At 72.2% G+C, this 19,795-nt stretch carries 16 protein-coding genes; 5 read left to right on the top strand and 11 right to left on the bottom strand.

Going from position 1 to position 19,795, the window contains the following annotated elements:
* Positions 1-57 precede the first annotated feature (57 nt).
* The 11 genes from CC117_RS16405 to CC117_RS16350 all read right to left on the bottom strand — a co-directional run bounded on the left by CC117_RS16405 (position 58) and on the right by CC117_RS16350 (position 11,522).
* Positions 58-1,359 carry a beta-ketoacyl synthase N-terminal-like domain-containing protein gene (locus CC117_RS16405; protein ID WP_071085077.1) on the bottom strand — a complete coding sequence of 434 codons (1,302 nt, stop codon included), beginning with the start codon at positions 1,357-1,359 and terminating at the stop codon, positions 58-60.
* Positions 1,356-2,639: a beta-ketoacyl-[acyl-carrier-protein] synthase family protein gene (locus CC117_RS16400; RefSeq protein ID WP_084132249.1), complete on the bottom strand. Its 1,284-nt coding sequence runs from the start codon at positions 2,637-2,639 to the stop codon at positions 1,356-1,358. Before CC117_RS16400 ends, CC117_RS16405 begins: the two co-directional genes overlap by 4 nt.
* 77 nt (positions 2,640-2,716) lie before the next feature.
* The gene (locus CC117_RS16395) at positions 2,717-3,139 is read right to left on the bottom strand and encodes a cupin domain-containing protein (RefSeq protein ID WP_018638248.1); all 423 of its coding nucleotides are present in this window, start codon (positions 3,137-3,139) and stop codon (positions 2,717-2,719) included.
* Positions 3,140-3,152: 13 nt separating this feature from the next.
* Positions 3,153-3,641, bottom strand: coding sequence for an SRPBCC family protein (locus tag CC117_RS16390; RefSeq protein ID WP_071085075.1), 489 nt, complete (start codon positions 3,639-3,641; stop codon positions 3,153-3,155).
* A gap of 112 nt (positions 3,642-3,753) precedes the next feature.
* A complete protein-coding gene (locus CC117_RS16385; RefSeq protein WP_071085073.1) occupies positions 3,754-4,011 on the bottom strand; it encodes an acyl carrier protein in 258 nt (85 codons plus the stop codon).
* A gap of 674 nt (positions 4,012-4,685) precedes the next feature.
* Positions 4,686-5,051, bottom strand: a complete 366-nt coding sequence (locus tag CC117_RS16375) for a TcmI family type II polyketide cyclase (RefSeq protein ID WP_071085070.1) — start codon at positions 5,049-5,051, stop codon at positions 4,686-4,688.
* 323 nt (positions 5,052-5,374) lie between these two features.
* A complete protein-coding gene (locus CC117_RS16370) occupies positions 5,375-6,370 on the bottom strand; it encodes a LuxR C-terminal-related transcriptional regulator (RefSeq protein ID WP_071085190.1) in 996 nt (331 codons plus the stop codon).
* A 71-nt stretch (positions 6,371-6,441) separates the two neighbouring features.
* Positions 6,442-7,065: a GTP-binding protein gene (locus CC117_RS16365; RefSeq protein WP_071085068.1), complete on the bottom strand. Its 624-nt coding sequence runs from the start codon at positions 7,063-7,065 to the stop codon at positions 6,442-6,444.
* Entirely contained in the window at positions 7,046-7,417 is a 372-nt protein-coding gene (locus CC117_RS16360) for a DUF742 domain-containing protein (protein ID WP_018638242.1), read from the bottom strand. Before CC117_RS16360 ends, CC117_RS16365 begins: the two co-directional genes overlap by 20 nt.
* Positions 7,418-7,542: 125 nt before the next feature.
* Entirely contained in the window at positions 7,543-7,962 is a 420-nt protein-coding gene (locus tag CC117_RS16355) for a roadblock/LC7 domain-containing protein (protein ID WP_071085067.1), read from the bottom strand.
* Entirely contained in the window at positions 7,962-11,522 is a 3,561-nt protein-coding gene (locus CC117_RS16350) for a sensor histidine kinase (RefSeq protein WP_071085065.1), read from the bottom strand. Before CC117_RS16350 ends, CC117_RS16355 begins: the two co-directional genes overlap by 1 nt.
* Positions 11,523-12,480: 958 nt before the next feature.
* On the opposite strand from CC117_RS16350, the gene CC117_RS16345 reads away from it, so the two are divergent.
* The 5 genes from CC117_RS16345 to CC117_RS16325 all read left to right on the top strand — a co-directional run bounded on the left by CC117_RS16345 (position 12,481) and on the right by CC117_RS16325 (position 19,594).
* Positions 12,481-14,928, top strand: a complete 2,448-nt coding sequence (locus CC117_RS16345) for a WD40 repeat domain-containing serine/threonine protein kinase (RefSeq protein WP_084132237.1) — start codon at positions 12,481-12,483, stop codon at positions 14,926-14,928.
* 232 nt (positions 14,929-15,160) lie between these two features.
* Positions 15,161-16,168, top strand: coding sequence for a hypothetical protein (locus CC117_RS16340; RefSeq protein ID WP_071085063.1), 1,008 nt, complete (start codon positions 15,161-15,163; stop codon positions 16,166-16,168).
* A 179-nt stretch (positions 16,169-16,347) separates the two neighbouring features.
* The gene (locus CC117_RS16335; RefSeq protein ID WP_071085188.1) at positions 16,348-16,653 is read left to right on the top strand and encodes a DUF6343 family protein; all 306 of its coding nucleotides are present in this window, start codon (positions 16,348-16,350) and stop codon (positions 16,651-16,653) included.
* A gap of 42 nt (positions 16,654-16,695) precedes the next feature.
* Complete coding sequence (locus tag CC117_RS16330) at positions 16,696-18,015, top strand: DUF445 domain-containing protein (RefSeq protein ID WP_071085061.1); 1,320 nt, start codon at positions 16,696-16,698, stop codon at positions 18,013-18,015.
* Between the two features lie 145 nt (positions 18,016-18,160).
* Positions 18,161-19,594 (top strand): glycosyltransferase family 87 protein, encoded by a 1,434-nt coding sequence (locus CC117_RS16325; protein WP_071085059.1) that lies wholly within the window; start codon positions 18,161-18,163, stop codon positions 19,592-19,594.
* Positions 19,595-19,795: the final 201 nt, after the last annotated feature.

The following is a 19,795-nucleotide window of genomic DNA, read 5'->3' as shown; positions in this document are numbered from 1 at the left end:
GCGGGGTGGGTGCGCCTGCGGGGTGGGTGCGCCTGCGGGGTGGGTGTGTCTGTGCGGTCAGTCGGTGTCGACGGACCGCAGCACGAGCGAGCTGTTGAAGCCGCCGTGGCCGCGCGCGTTGACCAGCGCGACCCTGACCCGGCCCTCCCGCGGAACCCGCACGAGGTCCAGCCCGTGGGCGGGATCCGGGTCGTCGAGGTTGCCGACGGCGGGAATCACCCCGTCCCGGATGGACAGCAGCGCGGTCGCCGCGGCCACCGCCGAACCGCCGGCGCAGAGGCGTCCGATCAGCCCCTGCGGGGCGGTGACCGGCACGGCACCGGCGCCGAACACCTCGCGGATGGCCTGCGCCTCGAGTGCGTCGAGATCCGGGGAGCCGGCGCCGTCGGCGAACACGACGTCGACGTCGGCGGGCCGCAGGCCGGCGTCGGCGAGCGCACGCCGCATCGCCGTGGCCAGCCAGCGGGCGTCCCCGGGGGCTTCCTCGTGGTGCGTGCCGTCGTGGGTGGCGGCGTAGCCGGCGATCTCGCCGTAGACCCTGGCGCCGCGGCGGGCGGCGCTGGTCGGGTCCTCGACGAGGAGCGTCGCGCCGCCCTCGCCGGGCAGGTAGCCGTTGGCGCGGGTGTCGAACGGCTTGTAGCCGGCCGTCGGGTCGGCCGCGGTGCTGACCCGTCCGCTGCTGAGATGGCAGGTCAGCGCATAGGGCGTCAGCCCGCACTCGGCGCCGCCGGCGAGCACGGTCGGGGTGCCGCGCCGGATGGTGCGCCGCGCCTGGGCCAGGCTGTCCAGGCCGCCGGCGCCGTCGCTGACCAGCACACCGGACGGTCCCTTGAGCCCATGCCGGATCGAGGTCTGGCCGGTCGTCGCCGCGTAGAACCAGGCGATCGACTGGTAGACGCTGACGGCGGTGCGCCCACGGGTCCACAGCCGGGACAGCTCCCGCTGACCGAAGTCGTTGCCTCCGGACCCGGCGCCGAACACGACGGACGTCTCGAAGGGGTCGCGCTCGGCCGGGTCGTAGGCGGCGTCGGCCATCGCCAGCCGGGACGCGGCCATGCCGAGCCAGGTCCACCGGTCCGTCTGGACGATGTAGCGGTGGTCGACGAAGTCCTCGGCGACGAACCCGGGGATCTCGCCCGCGAGGTGGATGTCGTAGCGCCCGGCGTCGAAGCGGGTGATCGGTGCCACCCGCAGCTCGCCGCGCAGCGTCGACGTCCAGTGTTCCTCGACGCCGATGCCGCTCGGTGTGATGACGCCGAGCCCGGTGATGACCGGCCGCACCCGCGCCCCGGCACGCCCGCCGTCAACCTCCCCGGCGGCGGTGGCCGTCGGGCCCGCGGCGGTGTCGAGAACGGTCATGGTGTCTCCGCCGCGGCCAGCACGATCGCCGACTGGAACCCGCCGAACCCGCTGCCGACCGACAGCGCGACGTCGACCTGGTGGTCACGGGCGATGTTCGGGACGTAGTCGAGGTCGCACTCGGGGTCGCGGGTCGTCCAGTTCGCGGTGGGTGGCACGACGTTGTTCTCGATCGCCAGCGCGCAGGCGGCGAGCTCGATCGATCCGATGGCGCCCAGCGAGTGGCCGACCATGGACTTGATCGAGCTGACCGGCACCTGGTAGGCGTGCGCCCCCAGGGACCGCTTGAACGCGGCGGTCTCGTGCCGGTCGTTCTGCTTGGTGCCCGAGCCGTGGGCGTTGACGTAGTCCACCGCGGTCGGGTCGAGGCGAGCCTGGTCGAGGGCGATCCGGATCGACTCGGCCATCTCCACGCCGTCGGGGCGCAGGCCGGTCATGTGGAAGGCGTTCGACCGGGAGGCGTAACCGCCGACCTCACAGTAGATGTGGGCGCCACGCGCGCGGGCGCTCTCCAGCTCCTCCAGGATGAGGACGGCGCTGCCCTCACCCATCACGAAGCCGTCCCGGCTGGCGTCGAACGGGCGGGAGGCGTGCTCGGCGTCGTCGTTGCGCGCCGAGGTGGCCCGGATCGCGTCGAAGCAGGCGATAGAGATCGGGGACAACGGTGCGTCCGACGCCCCGGCGATCACGATGTCGGCCTCACCGTCGACGATGAGCTGGTGCCCGTAGCCGACGGCGTCGATACCGGACGTGCAGCCGGTGGAGACGACGAAGGACGGCCCGTGCGCGCCGAAGCGGCAGGCGATCTCCGTTGCCAGGCAGCTCGGCACCAGTGCGTGGTAGAGGAACGAGCTCGCGTAGCGCGGGTCGACCTCCCACAGCTTGCCGCTGTCGCTGACGACGACGTACTCGTTCTCCAGCCGGCTGGTCGCCCCGACCGCGCTGCCCATACTGACCCCGACGACCGGACCGTCGCCCGGCTCGCGCTCACCGCTGACCACGCCCTCGCCGGCGGCGAAGCCGAGGTCGAGGCCGCTGTCGGCGACCGCCTCGATCGCCGCGGCCAGCGCGAACTGCACGAACCGGTCGTTGCGCGCGATCTCCTGGCGGGTGAGACCGGAGGCGAGTGGGTCGAAGTCGCACTCGGCGGCGATCTGCGAGCGGAACGGGGCGGGGTCGAAGAAGGACAGCCGGCGGGTGGCGGTGCGGCCGTCGGTGAGCAGCGTCCAGAATTCCTTACGGCTCGAGCCACCGGGCGCGACGACGCCGATCCCGGTCACCACGGTGCGGCGCGGACCCCCGCCCCTGGACGCCGGCCCGAGGGCGCCGTCCGGCCGCGACCGCTTGATCGCTTCGCTCACGGCTGCTGCTCGGGCAGCGGTTCGGTGTCGACGTGGCCAAGGTCCGGCCGCGGTGCAAGCGGGCTGAGGTGGAACACGAGGAAGGCCACCTCGTCACCGGTGTTCACGATCCGGTGCCGCATGCCGATCGGGATCAGCAGGCCGTGCTCGGCCGACAGGGCGGTGTGCTCACCGTCCAGACGGGCGGTCACCGACCCGGAGACGCAGTAGAGGAACTCCTCCGAGTAGGGGTGCCAGTGCTCGGTCACCACCTCCTCGGGCTGGAGGGTGAGCGTTCCCAGGAAGCCGGACTTGGCGCCGACCGTCGCAGGCGAGAGCAGCGTGCGGATGTCGCCGCCGCGACGCCGGTTGGCGGGAACGTCGTGGATCGACACGACCTTGGGGACCGTCAGGGATGCGGACGTGGTTGCGGTGCTCACCGGGGTTGACTCCTCAGACCTGTTCGGGGATCTGGCTCGCTGCCTGCGCGGACGCGCCAGCGGCCCGCTCGACCTTGTCGCGGATGGAGGCCATCTCGCGGGGGGTGTTGGTGTTGATGCGGTTGGTCATCTGCTCGTCGTTCGCCGGGGCCGACGGCCGCATCTGGAAGTCCTGGACCCACCGCATCCGGGTCCCGGTGCCCTCCGGCACGTACGTCCACTCGATGTGCATGTACTCGAACGGGCCGGTTTCCACCCGGTAGGCACGGACCTTGTGGTTCGCCGGGTCGAGGACCCGCTCGGAAACCCAGCTCCACGCCGTCCCCGACTCGTCCGGGTGCATCGTGAGCCGGAACCTGAACGTGGTGTCGGTCTTCTCGAGAATCTCCACCGAGGAGTACTCGGTGAAGAGCTCGGGCCACGACTCCAGGTCGTTCGTCATCGACCAGACGAGGTCGATGTCGGCATTGATGAAAATCGAGTTGTCAGTGTGTCCGCTCACGTCTTTCTCCGGTCTGCTGGCAGCGTGAAGGGGGGTTCGCGACGACACCCGGGGCGCGCGGCACCCAGCCGGCCGCAACGGGCGGCCGGTGTTTCGGTACCATCGGCGCGACTCAGGCGGGCTCGGGCTCCAGAAGGGCGTTGTTCACGGCCCCCAGGATGTCGGCGAGTGTGTATCCCTCGGGCGCCTCGTTCGGCAGCTCGACGTCGAAACGCGCCTGCACCTCGGCCTGGAGCTGCAGATAGGCGAGCGAGTCGAGGCCGATGTCGGTGAACGTCACGTCGAGGTCGACGGGCAGGTCCTCCGGCGGGAGACCGGCCTGCTCGACCAGGAAACCCAGAAGCTCGTCAGCGGTCCACTGCATTGACATGTGCCGTATTCCTTCCACATTGTCCGCGTTCACGGGGCACGGTTGTGACATGAAACTCAGCGGCGGTGCCATGCATCCGGCCGCCCGGCCCGCGGCACTGGCCGAGCGGCCGCTCGGGACCCGGTCGGGACCCGCTCGGAGCTCCGGAGCGCGCCGACGGCCGACGGGGCGGGCCCGGCGGTTCGGTCGCGCGACGACGCGACTGCCCGTCGGCGCAGTCGCATGACGGCACGAACAGACCGCGATCCGGCGGGCCGTCATGCCGCCATGCCACCGCACAACCGGGCGACGTCGACCGGGAAGGCGGGATCCGGGGGCCACCAGTTCCGACAGGTGAGGCGGGGCAGCCAGGGTGCCGACGCCACCGGCGGCAGGCCCATCCGGGGCTGCCCGGGCGCGCGTCGCTGCGGCACTGGCAGATCCGGGCCGGATGGTGGGCCGTCAGGCGCCTCGGCGGCGGGGGCGTGCGGGAGGCCGGGCACCGGCGGACTCGCACGGTGCGTCCACCCACGGTCGCGGGCCCTGTACGGGCCGGGCGGGCCGAACGGCCTCCGCGGCGGGTGGCCGACGACCGCTGGCCGGCGGGCGATGATCGCGGCCACCCGGCGGGGGCTGGCGTCCACGCCGGGTGCGGTGCGCGCGGCTGGTCCGGCACGGCGGGCCCCGACGGGCGCCTAGTCCGCGAGCCAGGTGTAGAAGCTACGCGCCATTGCATCCCGCGGGCCGCGCCAGGTCTGCGGGTCGTAGGCAGCGATGTACTTCTCCAGCTTGCTGTTCACATCGAGGAAGAGGGGATGGTCCCGCACCGGCGGCAGCGTCCCTCTGATATCCGCCCGGCTCTCGATGAGATGGAAGTACAGGCCGTGAAACTCGAACAGGTCACGCCGGGCGACCCCGACCAGGTTGGGTAGCTCACCGGCATCCGACTCCGCAAAGACATCGGCGACCGCACCGGCGTCCTCGGGATTCATACGGGCGACGATCAGCGTCCGCTGGGTGGGCGCGCTCTGGTTCGGAACCGAGGCGGATTCCGTCGGCACTCGATCTCCTCTTTCGGAGTCAGGTTGAACAGGCTGCGCCGAGTGCTCGCAGACATGTCGCCCGCCGCCGGCCGACCCGAGGATCCCGGAAGCCGGCGTCGGCCGCGTTCGGCACGGACGCGCACGTGACCGGTCTCGCGCGTCCGCCGGTCGGCGGCGCCCCCTGACATGTTCCTGCGGTGGTGGTACGTGTCAGGTCTGCACAATTCCGGTCGCTCATCGGAATCATGCGTCGCTTCGACACTTCTGTCCGCCAAACCAGCTGGCAGGAAGTTGCCCTGACCATCTACTGCCAACGTGGGAACCAGGTCACCACAACATGGCTACAACCATCCTCGCCGGGCCGCGACCGTGCCGGCCTGAAAGCGGCTACGCGCGTCGAGGCGCATCATCAGGTCCGCGACCATGCGCCGGACCGTGCGCACGGACACCCCGAGGTGCCGCGCAGCCGCCTCGTCCTTGACGCCCAGGCTCAGCAGCCGCAGCAGCAGGCGCTCGGTGTCGTTGGGCCGGTCATCGGCCCCGTCGGCCGAGTCGGCGCCGTTCACCACCAGCGGCTCGGCGGTCTCCCAGACCTGCTCGAACAACTGGGTCACCAGGCTCGCCAGGGCAGGCGAGCGCACGACCAGTGCAAGCGGGTCCGCACCGAGGGAGGCGAACTGGACGAGGCCGATCCGGCCGTCGACCGTCATGGCGTCGATGCGGGGATCGTCGGCGAGCCGCGCCTCCAGGCCGTGCGACGCCACCGTCCGGACATAGCCGCCACCGGTCTCGTCCGTGCTGACCGTGCGGGGCAGGACACTGCGCATCGACACGCCGCGCCGCAGCGCGCGCAGTTCGACCGGCAGGACCTCGGCGGTCAGCGACGGGGGCAGGCCCTGGTGGGTGTGCAGGGCCAGTACCTCCTTCTCCGCCCGGCCGAGGAGGGTGAGCAGCTCCACTCGGGCCTGGTCGGCGCTGTCGATGTGCTCGACCTCCGCACCGTCCCCGCCGGGCCGGTTGTCCAGGTACTCCGAGACGAAGGTGTTGACCTGCGCGCGCGCCCGGACCAGCCGCTCGTGGCGGCGGATCAGCGCCTCGTGCTGGGCCTGGAGCAGGTGTTCGAGACCGGCTTCCGGATGGACGGCCACCAGGTGGCCGGGGCGCTCGGTCGACGGCAGTAGCAGTGACAGCTCGACGAGCCGATCCCGTGATCGGCGGACCGTCCCTGTTGCCTGGCCGACCGCGGTGGCCACTCCGTCGACATCCAGCTCAGGATGTCTCAGCCACAGCCGGTAGGCGGCAAGCGTGACGTCGTCAAGTCCGAGGAACTCGAGCAAGGTCCCTTTCCCGGTTCGGATCGACGGATCCGCGGGCGCCGCGGACGCCGCGGCGGCACGCGCGGTGACGCTCACCGGGAGCCGGTCGGCAGCCCCGGGCGCTGGCTTTCCGCCGACACCACTTCCAGCGCATGCCGTACGAGAGCGATGAGCGACTGACGGACGGACTCCCGCTGGCGGGCGTCACACAGCACCATCGGACGGCGGGGGTCCAGGTCCAGAGCAGCCCGGATGTCCTCACTGCGGTACTGGCGGGCGCCGTCGAAGTGGTTCAGCGCGATGAGGAACGGGATGTCGCGTTCCTCGAAGTAGTCGATCGCCGGGAACGAGTCGGCGAGGCGCCGGGTGTCGACCAGCACGACCGCGCCGATCGCGCCGAGGACCAGCTCGTCCCACATGAACCAGAAACGGTCCTGGCCAGGCGTCCCGAACAGGTACAGAATGACACTGTCGACCAGGGTGATCCGGCCGAAGTCCATCGCCACCGTGGTCGTCGTCTTCGAGGCCACGGCGCTGGTGTCGTCGACCCCGATACTCGCGGCCGTCATCGCCGCCTCGGTGGTGAGCGGCGGAATCTCGCTCACGGCACCGACGAATGTCGTCTTCCCTACTCCGAAACCTCCGGCCACGATGATTTTGACCGGATGCGGCGCTGGTGTTTCGGCCGCTCGGGTCCTAGAGAGCCTGGAGTCCACTGAGCACCTTCTCGATAATCGCCACGCTGGGGCGGTCCGATGGTTGTTCGGGCCGGTGCACACTCACCAGCCCGGCATCGAGCATGTCGCCGACAAGTACGCGCGCGACTCCGACCGGGAGGTTAAGCCGGGCGGAGATCTCGACGACCGACTGGAGCCGGTGGCAGAGCACGGCGATGGCGCGCTGCTCCGGTTCCAGCGTGTTGGCCAGTGCGCGGCCCTGCGGTGAGGTGGTCACCAAGGCCACCAGATCGAGAGCCCGGTTGCTGGGACGAGTACGCCCCCCCGTGACGGCGTAGGGCCGCACCACCGGCCCGGCATCGTCGTCGAACCATTCCTCATCCCCTGACAACGCGGTCCTCCCTTGGATCGGTCATGTGCCGGCGGTCGGCGCGACACGGGCCCGGGCCCGGGCCCCCGTGGGATGGGGGCCCGGGCGGGTCGTGGTGCGCCGTCCCGCATGCATGCGGACAGGTCCTAGATCGGCAGCGCCGACTGGATCTCGGCGCGAAGCTCCGGCGTCAGAAACTCACCCACCCTCGTCACCAGCAGCGCCATCTCGTAGGCGATCAGCCCGATATCGRCGCCCGGGCTGCTGAGAATCGCCAGGCAGGACCCGTCGCCCACCGCGGTGACGAACAGAAATCCCGCTTCCATCTCGACGATCGTCTGCCGCACGTTGCCGCCGCCGAAGAAACGGCCGGCGCCCCGGGCGAGGCTGTTGAATCCGGAGGCGACCRCAGCCAACTGGTCCGCGGTGGCCCGGTCCATACCCCGCGAGGTCGCGAGTAGCAGACCGTCCGATGAAAGCACGATCACATAAGTGACCTCGGGGACCTTCTTGACCAGGTTGTTGAGCAACCAGTTCATGTTCTCGGACGGCCCCAGCGGACGCATCAGGTTACCTTCCCCACATCATCTCCGTCATTGGACACCGTTCCGTCCTCAAGCCCACGGCCGAAATTGGCCTGGAAGGACGACATCATGCTGCGGATCTCCTCGGGTGAACGAGGGCCCGCGGTCATCGCCGAACGGCTCGAGTCGGCGTTCTCCCGGCGCAGTTGGGGCGCCAGGTTCGCGCGCCGCCGCCGCTTCGGCAGGCCGAGCTCGTCCAGCTCGCCGTGCGGATCCCCGGCCTGCGGCGGGATGCCCGCCTGGCCCTGCTCGGAGTCCGGCTCGGACGCCGAGCGGCCGGGGAAGCCCGCTCCCCCGCCGGTGCCGCGGGACGTCCGCGGTGCCTGGCGGTAGGCGCCGTCGCCGAAGCCACCGCCCTCCTGGGGAGCGCTGTCGCCATAGCCCGGGCGGGAGTACCCGGCGTAGCCACCGTTGCCCCCGGGGCGGGCGCCACCCTCGCGAGCCCCGCCGTCGCGCGGCGGGCGGGCGGCGTAGCCGGAGCCACGGTCGGCTCGAGGCTCCCGGTATCCCGCGGACGAGTCGTCGCCACCGAGCGGGTCGACACCGAGCGGGTCGCTACCGAGCGGGTCGGCACCGAACCGGTCTCCTCCGGGCCGGCCGAGGCCGGCCCCGTCGCCGCCGGTACGCCCTCCCCGCCGGCGCGACGGCAGCTCGCCCGCGAGCGGCGACTGCCCGGACCCACCGTCCCGGGGGTCGGCAGGGTAGCGCTGACCGAAGCCCGCGCCACCGAAGCCGTCGCCGGTCCCGGGCAGTCCGCTGGAGCCGGCACCGTTCTCGGTACCGAAACCGGAGCTGGTGCCGAAGCCGCCGTCCGCCGACCCGAAACGGTCGGGGTCGCCACCGAAGCCGGCGTCGCCACCGAAGCCCCCGCCCGTGCCGAATCCCGGTGTGCCGGAGTCCGGAGCCAGGTAGTCCTGCGCGCCGTAGCCGCCGGCGCCGCGGCCGTTCGAGCGTCCCGAGCCGTCACCGTTGCCGTGGGCGCCGCCCTGGCCGCTGCCGTTGCGGTAGGCGCCCTCGTCGTACCCCGTGGAGTCGTAGCCGGACGGGCCGAAGCCGGAGAACTGGCCGGTGTCGGGTGGCGCGCTGAACAGGGATCCCGGCGAGCCGGGCGAACGGTACCGCCCGTCGGCCTGGTCCTGCTCCGCGCGGCCGTAACGGCCCCCCTGCCATCCCTGGTCGGCTCCGTCCGAGCCAGGCTGGTCCTCAGCGCCGGGCTCCTCATCCGGATCGGTCAGCTCGGACATCGGCATCGGGCTCGTCAGGTCACCGGGCCCGTGCGGGCCGTCAGGCCCGTCCTCGTCGCCCGGAAGGCCGCCGCGGGGCCGGTCGGCGACGAACCAGCTCGACCGCGCGGTGGCGAACACCGGCAGGTCGTCGAGCAGGGTCTCGTCGGTACGGGGCCCGGCGGGATGCGCGGTTCCCAGCGCCCCCTGGGCGTCGCCCTGCGCCGAGCCGCCGGCGATGTCACCGTGCCAGCGACCGTTCGGGCTCGGGGCGGCGTCGAGGCCGGCCATTCCGGCGATCTCCGGGTGGTCGCCGGCGCCGTTGAGTGCCGCGACACCGCCGGGCTGCGCACCCGCGGACAACGCTCCGGCGCCGACTGCCGCGAGCTCGCGGGGGCCGGTGTCCTCCCCCTTGTCATCCGAGGCCCGCAGCAGGGTGTCGGGCAGCAGGACGATCGCCATCGTGYCGCCGTACGGCGAGGATCGCAGCAGTACCTGGACGGCGTGCCGCTCGGACAGTCGGCCGACGACGAACAGCCCCAGCCGCTCGCTGGTGGACAGGTCGAACGGGGGTGGGTTCGCCAGCCGGTGGTTCAGTGCGTCGATCTCCTCCTGGCTCATTCCCAGGCCGCGGTCCTCGATCTCGACGACGAACCCGTTGGAGACCGGGTGCCCGGAGACCTGCACCGGGGTGTGCGGGGGCGAGAAGGAGGTCGCGTTCTCGATCAGCTCGGCGAACAGGTGGATCACGTCACCGACGGCGTGGCCGCTGACCGCGCCACCGGTGATCGGCATGACCTTGACCCGGGTGTAGTCCTCGACCTCGGCGACCGCACCGCGGACGACGTCCTTGATCGGAACCGGTCGGCGCCAGCCACGGGCGGGCTTGGAGCCGGAGAGGACGATGAGGTCCTCGGCGTGGCGCCGCATACGGGTCGCGAGGTGGTCGAGCCGGAACAGCTCCTCCAGCTCGTCGGGGTCGGTCTCCTTCCGCTCCAGCGCGTCGATGATCTTCAGCTGGCGGTGGATCAGGGCCTGGCTGCGGCGGGCCAGGTTGAGGAAGGTGTCCCCGATGCTCTTGCGCATCGCGGCCTGTTCGACGGCGGTGCGCACGGCCACCTCGTGCACGGTCGCGAAGGCATCCGCGAGCTGGCCGATCTCGTCCTTGCTGGTGGCGGGCACCGGGAAGGCCTCGGCGGCGAGGTCGACGGGCTCACCTCGGTGCAGCCGCTCGACGACCGCCGGCAGGCGCTCGGTGGCGGTGTCGAGGGCGCCACGCCGCAGCCGCCGCAGCTGGCTGATCATCGGGCTGGCGACGAGCAGCGAGATCACGATCGACACGACCAGAATGGCGGCGACGCCGATACTTCCGAACAGCGCGCCACGCGAGGCGTCATCCGAGATGCCGCTGCTGGTGATTCCCAGGTCGGAGGCGACCCGGCGCTCGACCTCGCGCATCTGCTCGATCTTGGCGTCGGCCAGGCCCGCCCACTCGAGAGGACTCATGGTGATGGGCTGGGAGGTCGTCAGGGCCTCCATAATCCGGCCCCGCACCCCATCGACGTTGTCCTGCGAGCGGCCGGCCGTTGTGTTGAAGAACTCCTGCTGCTCGGCGGTGGCGGTCGTACGGAACTGCTCGATCCAGGCGTCCTCCGCGCCGGCGGTGGCCTGAAGCTGCCAGATCGCCTGCGGCGTCACGCGGATGCCCTGCATGGCGAGGAACAGCATCTGGGCGACGGCACCACGCTGCTGCGAGGCCTGTTCCTTCGCCTGCGAGATTCCGGCCAGGGTGGTGGAGCCGTTCACCAGACGGGCGTCGGTGCTACCCGAGGCAACCCGTGCGTTCAGCACCAGCAGGTCTTTTACTGACGTGTCGTAGAAGGCGGCGTTCGCCGCGACCTGTGTCTGTCGCGCGTCGAACTGCCTGCGGTGCTCGGCAAGCTGATCGAGATGTTCTCCGATCACGGACAGTGTCCCGTCGAGCTCCTGGCGGGCCGACTGCGGCAGGCGCTGTTCGTCCGCGCGATACACGGCGAGAGCCTGGTCCACCGGCGAGCGGGAGTCCATGACGGTCTGGTTGAGAGCCTGGACGCTGAAGTTTGAACCAGCGAAGGCGTTAGTGGCGTAGCGCTCGCCCTGAAGGGCGTTGACCAGATCGTTCGCTTTGATCGAGAAGTTGGCGAGCGCCTCGATGCGGTCCGCGGCCCGGACGTTGTCGACGTCCCCGCGCACCTGTATCGCGCTCAGCACGGCCAGTGCGGCCAGCGGGACGATGAGAATCACCACCAGCTTCGAGCGGATGGGCCAATTCCGGAGCATCCAGTCCTCTCGTCCGACGCCGTAGGGGCGGGCGCCTCGTGTGCGGGGTGAGCGAATCGCTCAATCGATGCTGATCCGCGACGGACGGCGCGCGGCAAGAGCGGACCGTGTGCATGATTCACGCCCGGTCCGCGCTCAACGTGTAAAGCGTCCGACGTCGGACAACTCTAGCGAGCGTGCACAGAAGCCCTTCAACAAGACCCTGCCGTCTACCGACCACGCCGGGGAGACACTCCGGCCATTGTCAACCGGACCCACAGAAGCAAGATTCCCAGCAGGAATCACCGAATCACACACTGTAATCGACAGGACCATCGGCACCCCCTAATACTTGAACCCCATTGATATATAGGAATGCGTACAGTAACGGTGACAGATCTCACATCAGACATGTCCGCAGGCTGCCTTGGGCACCCGCCCACAGGGTCTCTACCTGCGCAGACGCAAAGAAGACACTGGTCTTAGGGACAAGTCCACCAGCACAGAGRGGGCCCGCGGAGGGCGTTCTCCGGCCGTAGCACGCCGGTGACGTGCGAGGTAGGCCACATCCGGCCGAGCCAGCGCTCGTCCGGCCCGGCGACACATTCCGGAGCGCCGCACGTGAGCAAGTCCGGCGCCTGTTGGGTGCAGGTCGGGCGCAGGTTCATGGTCCGGAGCGACGTCCCGGGCCCGGAGACAGCGCCTGACGGAGCGCTCGCCGCGGCCCGCCGGCCAGGCCTGGGGCCGGCCGACCAGCACGGACGTCCGTCGACGGTGCAAGCAACGCGGCGATTCCCTGCAAAGCGAATGAAATGGGCATTCACCGCGAGTCGTCGCGGAAGTGAGCCGCGGCCAACGCGGCAGGCGAGCCCGGCCGCCGCGGGACGCTCACTCCTGACGCAGGGCGTCCGGAGGAAGGGATCCGTCGGGCATAGTGGGACTACAGGTCCGATGCGGCACCGGGGGGTGCACAGACCGCATGCCGGCAGCCACACCGCCTTCTGCGCCAGGAGATCCGGTTGTCCCAGGAGCTCCACTGACGGGCTCCATCGCGGCTCCGCTCGGACCACACGACCCGCGGGCCATCGGCCCGTACCAGGTCGTGGGGCTGCTCGGCCGGGGCGGAATGGGCTCCGTGTATCTGGCCCAGGCGCCCGGCGAGGCGCCAGACCATCCGTGGGTCGCCGTCAAGGTGATCCGGCCCGAACTGGCGCAGCGGCCCGAGTTCCGCGCCCGCTTCCGGCGAGAGGCCGACAGCGCCCGGCAGGTCCGCCGCTTCGCCACCGCCGCCGTGCTCGACGCCGGAACAACGGGGCCCAGCCCCTACCTGGTCACCGAATATGTCGAGGGGCCCACGCTGGCCCGGCACGTCGCGGCCCGTGGGCCGCTCGGCCACGCCGACCTCGAGCACCTGGCACTCAGCGTGGCGACCGCCCTGAGCGCCATCCATGCCGCGGGCATCATCCACCGCGATCTCACCCCGGCCAACGTGCTGCTCTCCGCGGTCGGGCCGAAGGTCATCGACTTCGGCCTGGCCCGCTCGCAGGTCGCCACCACCGAGATCAGCCAGCAGATCGGGGAGCGCGCCGGCACCCCCGGCTACATGCCCCCCGAGCAGATCCTGGACGCGCCGGTCACCTCGGCGGCCGACATCTTCGCCTGGGGCAGCATCGTGATCTTCGCCGGTACCGGTCGGCCACCTTTCGGATCCGGGCCGACCGACGCGGTGCTGTACCGGGTCGTCCACGAGCCACCCCTCCTGGACGGGCTGCCCGACGAGCTCCGCGGTCTCGTCGAGAAGGCCGTGTCCCGAGATCCCGCCGCACGGCCCACCGCGGAGGAGCTTCGGGAGCGGCTCACCGGTACGGCCGCCCGTACGGACCCCACCGCAACGCAGCCGGGGACGGCGGCGGGGCCTGCTCGGCGGCCGTCAAGGCGACCGCGGCACGCGGCGAAACGCTCCCCGGCGACTGCGGCAGGTGCTGCGGGTGCCGCGACCGCGGTGGGTACGGCGGGCGATCAGACCGGCCTCGTGACAACGCCCGCGCCCGCAGTCCCGTCGCGTTCGCGGGGAGACCGGCGCACGCCGCTGCTCATCGCCGCCGCCGTGGCGACCGCCGTGTTCGCCACGGCGGTCGGCACCACTCTCGTCATCACCAGCGGTCTGGGCGGGGCCCCCGCCCAGACCTCGGCCCAGGATCCGGCGATCCTCTCCCGTGAGCTGGCAGCCCGCTCCGACCTGGCCCGCGCCGGAGACGCGGTACGCGCCGGGCGGCTCGCGCTGGCGGCCTACCAGATCTCCCCGACGCCGCAGGCCGGCGCCGCGATGATCGCCTCGTTCACCGCACGGACGGCTCTCACCGCACGCGAGACCACGCCCGGCTCGGTCGACGTCGCCCTCAGCGCCTCCGGCGAGCAGCTGGCCGAGGCGGGAGCCGACGGCCGGGTCCGGCTGTGGGACCTGCGGCCCTGGCTGTCACCGCCCACCGGCGCATCGGCAGTGCCGCACCCCTCAACCCTCACCGCCCCGGTCCTCACCGCCCCGGCCGACCTGCCCGCGGCGGGCGCCACCAGCGTCGCGATCCGACCGGACGGAACCTGGATCGCCTGGGGCGACGCGGACGGGCAGGGGCATCTGGCGCCGGCTGGCGGCGGGACATCCGCACCGCTGACCGGCCACATCAGCCCGATCGACCGGATCGCCTACGGCGGGGGGAACCTGCTGGTGACGGTGGCGCAGGACGGGTCGGTGGGCCTGTGGGACGTCTCCCAGCCCGCCCGGCCCTCCCTGCTGGCGCGGCTCACCGATCACAGTGCGCCCGTCACCGACGCTGCCCTCAGCCCTGACGGGAGCCTGCTCGCCGTCTCCCGCATCGACCAGAAGGTGCAGGTGTGGAGCCTCGCCGACCGGCGCAGGCCGGTCGTGCTCGCCGAGCTGACCGGGCACCGGGGTGCCGTCGACGCGGTCGCGTTCGGCGGAGACGGCCGCACGCTCGCCTCCGTCAGTGGCGATGACGGCACGCTGCGCCGCTGGGACCTCACCGAGCCGGCCCACCCGCGGCCGCTGGACGAACGGAAGGTCACCAGCGGTGCGCTGCGCGATGTGGCCGTCGGCATCCACGGCAGCACGGCCACCAGCGCCGGGGACGGTTCCGTCGTCGTGTGGTCGGCGCCCGGCCCCGCCGGGGTCGCCGAGCTCACCCGGCTCCCGGTCGGCCGGGGCGGGGCCGCCGCCGACCGCAGGCTGGCCGCCGACCGGGCGGGCACCACGTTCGCCGTCGCCGGTGCCGCGGGCGGTCCGACGGTGTTCACCGTCGACCCCCGGCGGCTGACCCGGCTGGCCTGCGCCGATGGCCTCGGGCCCGACGAGCTGTGGTGGTCCCGCGAGCTGCCGGACATCCCGTTCGACAACCCCTGCCGATCCTGACCGGACCGCCCTGAAGCCTGCCGTGGACTACCCGGCCCGTCACGGACCGCTGCTGACCTGGGCCGATCCGCTCCGCATCACTTTCCCCTCCGCCGCCGGCAGGCCACCGTGGACAGCACGGACACATGGTGCCATCAGGGGGAGACCGCCCGACCGCCCTCGGTCAGCAGGCGGGACCGGCGCGGCTCCCACCCGCCCTCCCCTGGGGCAAGAGGAAGAGGAGCGCGCGTCGATGACCCTCGGAGAGTTGCTCGCGTCGGCCGGAGTCAGCCATCTGGTCACCGTCTTCGGCACGCGACTCCCCCGGGCAGCTATGGGATCAGCCGGGGTCCAGCTGGTTCCCGCGCCGGACGAGACCTGCGCGCGCCTGCTCGCCACGGCCTCCGCCGAGCTCGGTCACGGCATTGGCGCCTGCTGGGACGGAGCCGTCCTCACGCTGCTGTCCGGCGTCGCCGCGCAGGCATCCGGTACCGGCCCGCAAGCCCCGCCCGCGACACCGGGTGACGTCCTGCGCGCCGCCGAGGCGATACGACGGGCGGGCGCCGGCGAGGTTCGACTGCGGCCCGACTTTGCGCTGGACGTCCCGCTCCCGCCGGGAGAGCCGCACCGCCCAGCGAGGTCGTTCTCCCTCACGGACTCGTCCGCGCCGGCGGCCCCGGCCTCACCCGAAGATCCCTTCTCGCCCGAAGACCCGCTCTCGCGGTTCGGCCGGGAGCCGCGCGCTCTCATCGGCCAGCTCGCGGGGCGCGACGACGCTCCGCTCACGCCGGCGCGCGCGGCCGCCGACCTGGCCGGCGCGTTGCCACCCGACGGCATCGTGGTGGCCGAACCGGGCCCGGTCGGGCTCTGGGTGAGTCAGGTCATGGGCCCGGCCGCCGGGAAGGTGCGGGTGCTGCGCGGCGGCGGGGAGGTCGCGCTCGCCGGAGCGCTGCTGGCCTGCCGGCAGGGACGCCCCGGGGTGGCGGTGGTCGGGAGCCCCCCGGTCGGGCCGGCCGCCACGGTGCTGCATCTCGCCTCGGCACTGGACGTCGGTCTCGTCGTCGAGGTGTGGGGGCACCGGGGTGGGCTGCGCTCGGGCGCCGACCATCGCGAGCGCCTCGCTGCGGCGCTGCGCGGCCCCGGGGTCCGGGTGATCGAGGTCCCGGTCGACTTCACCAGCACGAAGCTGCTCGTCGACGCCCTCGCCGAGCGCCACAGTGCGCCTGGCCCGGACGGGCCGGACGGGCCGCCACGGGTCTGACGAGTCGGGCGGGTCGGGCGGGCACGGCGGCCGCCGACCACAGCGTCGCAGGCCCTGACACATCCGGATCGGCAGCTTCCTGCCGACATTCGTCGGGATGTTGACTACCTGGGCGGTGCATGCAGGCGGACCACCATCTGGTCCCGGTTCGCCGACGCGGACGCGGGCACACCGCTGGCGTGACCCGCCATGTACCCCACCAACGCACCGAGCACCCAACAGGTTCACAACCATGGTGGCGCACGCTGGGATCGTGGGGCGACCGGCGTACCGGCGCGGCGCCGGCGGCCAGCGCACTCACGCTGCGCCGCGCCCTCGCCCTCTTCGGCCTGCTGTTCTGCTCCGTCACCGCCGGCCTCTTCGCGGTCTCGGGCCATGTCGGGCCGGCGGTGGCCCTCGCGGTGATCGCCGTGACGGCCCTCGTCGATCTGCTGGTCATCCACCGTCGTGCGGCGGCGCGCCGGGAAGGCCGTCCTCCCTCGTAGGGTGTTGGGACCGTGATCAGGACGGAGGGTGGACCGGCTCGCATGGCAGATGAGGTGGCAGGCGGGGACAGTCCCGGTAGTGATCCGTCCAGTGGTCTCCTGGCCGCCGGGGACCCGGCCGCCGAGGCCAGGATGCGGCACGGGCTGCGGCGGATGCGCGTGATCGCGACGACGCTGCTCGCCGTCATGGTCACCGTCTACATCATCGCCTGGCGGTGGGGAGCCTCGGGCGCGCCCGGCTGGGTCGACTACGTCGCGGCAGCCGCCGAGGCCGGGACGGTCGGCGCGCTCGCGGACTGGTTCGCGGTCACCGCGCTGTTCCGGCACCCCCTCGGGCTGCCGATCCCGCACACCGCGATCATCCCGCACCGCAAGGACGCGCTCGGCCGCGGCCTGCAGAGCTTCGTCGGGACGCATTTCCTCGCCGAGGACGTCGTGCGGGAGAAGGTCGACCAGCTCGGCGTGGCCGCCCGGGTCGGTACCTGGCTGCGGCGCCCGGAGAACGCCGAGCGGATCACCGCCGAGGTGTCCAGCCGCGCCGCGGCCATGATCTCCGGCATCGAGGACGATCTCGTCCGCGAGCTGGTCGAGAAGTCCGTCCTGCCGCGGTTGCTGGAGCGGCGCTGGGCCGGGGCTCTCGGGCTGGCCCTCGACCGGGTGGTCACCGAGGGAACACACCACCATCTGGTCGACCTGCTGGTCAGCGAGGCCGACGAGTGGCTGCGGGCCAACCCCGACACCGTCCTGCGGCTGGTGCGCGAGCAGGCACCGACCTGGTCACCGCGGTGGCTGGACGAGGCGGTCGCCGCCCGCGCCTACGCGGAGGCGCTGCGTTTCGTCGCCGACCTGCGGGACGACCGCGGGCACCGGCTGCGCCGCGCCATCGACACCTTCCTGCTGACCTTCGCCGAGCGGCTGCGCACCGATCCCGAGCTCGGCGAGAAGGTCGAGGCCCTCAAGCGGCGGATCGTCGCCCACCCCGAGGCGGACCGGGCGGTGACGGCGATCTGGGTGACCGCCCGTGGGGTACTCCTCGATCTCACCACCGATCCGCACGGGGCCGCACGCACCCGGGCGGCCGAGACACTGGCCGCGTTCGGCGGCCGGCTGGTCACCGAGCCGGAGCTCGCCGCCACCGTGGACAGAGCCGCCGCCGACGTCGCCACCCGCGCGGTGCGTCGCTACCGCGAGGACATCGCCGCCGTCATCGGCGACACGGTGGCCCGGTGGGAGCCGGCCGCGACCTCCCGGCGCATCGAGCTGCACGTCGGCCGGGACCTGCAGTTCATCCGCATCAACGGCACCGTTGTCGGCGCGCTCGCCGGCCTGGTGATCCACCTTCTCACCGAAGTACTGCTGTAGCCGGCCGGGACGGCGGCCGGCCTGGTGTGCGGCGTGACGCGGCGGACAACCTCTGTCATCACCTGCCCGTCCCCGGATGGGACCATGACCGTCGCAGCCCCGACGACCCTGGAGACCGGGTGGAACGCCGACCGAAGCGGGTGTCATGAGGACGGACCTGCCCCCACGTCGACGCGACGGCGCCGAGATCCTCACCGGCGCCGGCCGTGGCGCCGCCAGGGCGGCGGGCCCGCTCGTGCTCGCGGCCCTGATCGGCCTGGTCTGGGTCGGTTTCGTTGCACCGATCGCGCATTTCGACGTGGATGTCTTCCTTCGGGCCGGCGCGGCGGTCGCCGACGGGCGGGACCCCTACCCCCCACCGGGCACCCCCGAGGTCTACTCCGGGTTCGCGTTCGTCTACCCGTACCTGATGTCCCTGCCGTTCGTGCCGCTGTCCGCGCTGCCGGGGGCCGACGATCTGTTCATCGCCCTGTCGGTCGTCGCCCTGCTCGCCGCCTGCCGGCTCGCCCGCGCGGGCTGGTGGGCGTTCGCCCTGGTCCTGGGGACGTCCTGCACCATCACCGGGTTGCAGATGGGCACCCTCAACGCGTTGCTTTTCTGTGGTCTGGTCGCGCTGTGGCGGCTGCGTGACGCCCCGGTCGCTGCCGGAGTGCTCGCCGCGCTGCTGGTGTACAGCAAGCTCTTCCTGATTCCGGTCGTCCTCTGGCTGGCGGTCACCCGCCGGCCGCGGGCGGCCGCCATCGCCGTCGCCGCGCTGGGCGTCCTGTTCGCCGTCGGCGAGCTTTACAGCCCGGTACCGGCCCGCACCTACGCGGACATGCTGGCGGTGCTGGCACGCGAGGAGGCTCCGGACGGCCTGAGCCTGACCGGCCTGCTGATGAACACCGGTCTCGGCCTGGACGTCGCCACCTGGGCGGCGCGGGGGGTCGCCGGCGCGCTGCTCGCCGGATGCCTGTGGTACGCGCGGGGCGCCAGGCGGGCCGCCGGCGACGGGCTGCTGTTCGCCGGCGTCGTGGCAGCGGCCCTGGTGGCCTCCCCGATCGTGTGGAGCCACTACCTGCTGCTGCTCGCGGCTCCGCTGTTGGCCATCGCCCGCGGGCCCGCCGGGATCACCGCGACACGCGGCGGGGATCCCGACCGGCCGCTGGCCCTGTTCACCGCGGGCAGCTGGCTGCTGGTGACCCCCCATCTGAGCACTCCGATGGACCTGTTCCTTGCGGCCGCCGTGGTCGGTCCGCTGGTCGCGGTCCCGCTGCTGCGTCCGGCCCCGGGGCGGCGGGCCGGACGTCCCGACACCCGGCCGCGGGTGGTCCGGGCAGCGGTCCTGGCGGCGGCCCCGGCAGTGGCCCTCGTCGGCGGGGTCGGCTGGGTGCTGTGGGCGCTGGCCCGCGCGCACGGGGACGACCAGCGGGTGATCGGCGCCTACGGGGCGCTCGTGGGGGTGTTGGCGCTGCTGGTCTGGGCGGTCCGGGCGAGCCGCCCGGCCGGAGCCTCCGCCGACGCCGGCCGCGGRTGCATCCGGCACCCGATCGGGCCGGATGCACCCCCGGTAACAGATGCACGCCAGGCATCGGCATGACGGCCCATGCCCGCATCCCGAAGATCAAACAAAGAGGAAATGTCGCCAAGGCCGCCTCGAACCGCAGTTCGGTGGTTCACCGGGGCAGATGTGACGTAGAACCTCCTCCCCTGATGGTTAACCACACACCTCGAGGCCCCCGATCATGCCCGGGTACGAGGTAACGTCTTCCTGTCGGCGTCACCGAGGGCAACCAGCTCA

Origin of the sequence: Parafrankia colletiae (assembly GCF_001854655.1) — a bacterium.
GTDB classification, from domain to species: domain Bacteria; phylum Actinomycetota; class Actinomycetes; order Frankiales; family Frankiaceae; genus Parafrankia; species Parafrankia colletiae.
The sequence above is the reverse complement of the archived record's forward strand: the minus strand, read 5'-3'. Positions and strand labels throughout refer to the sequence as shown.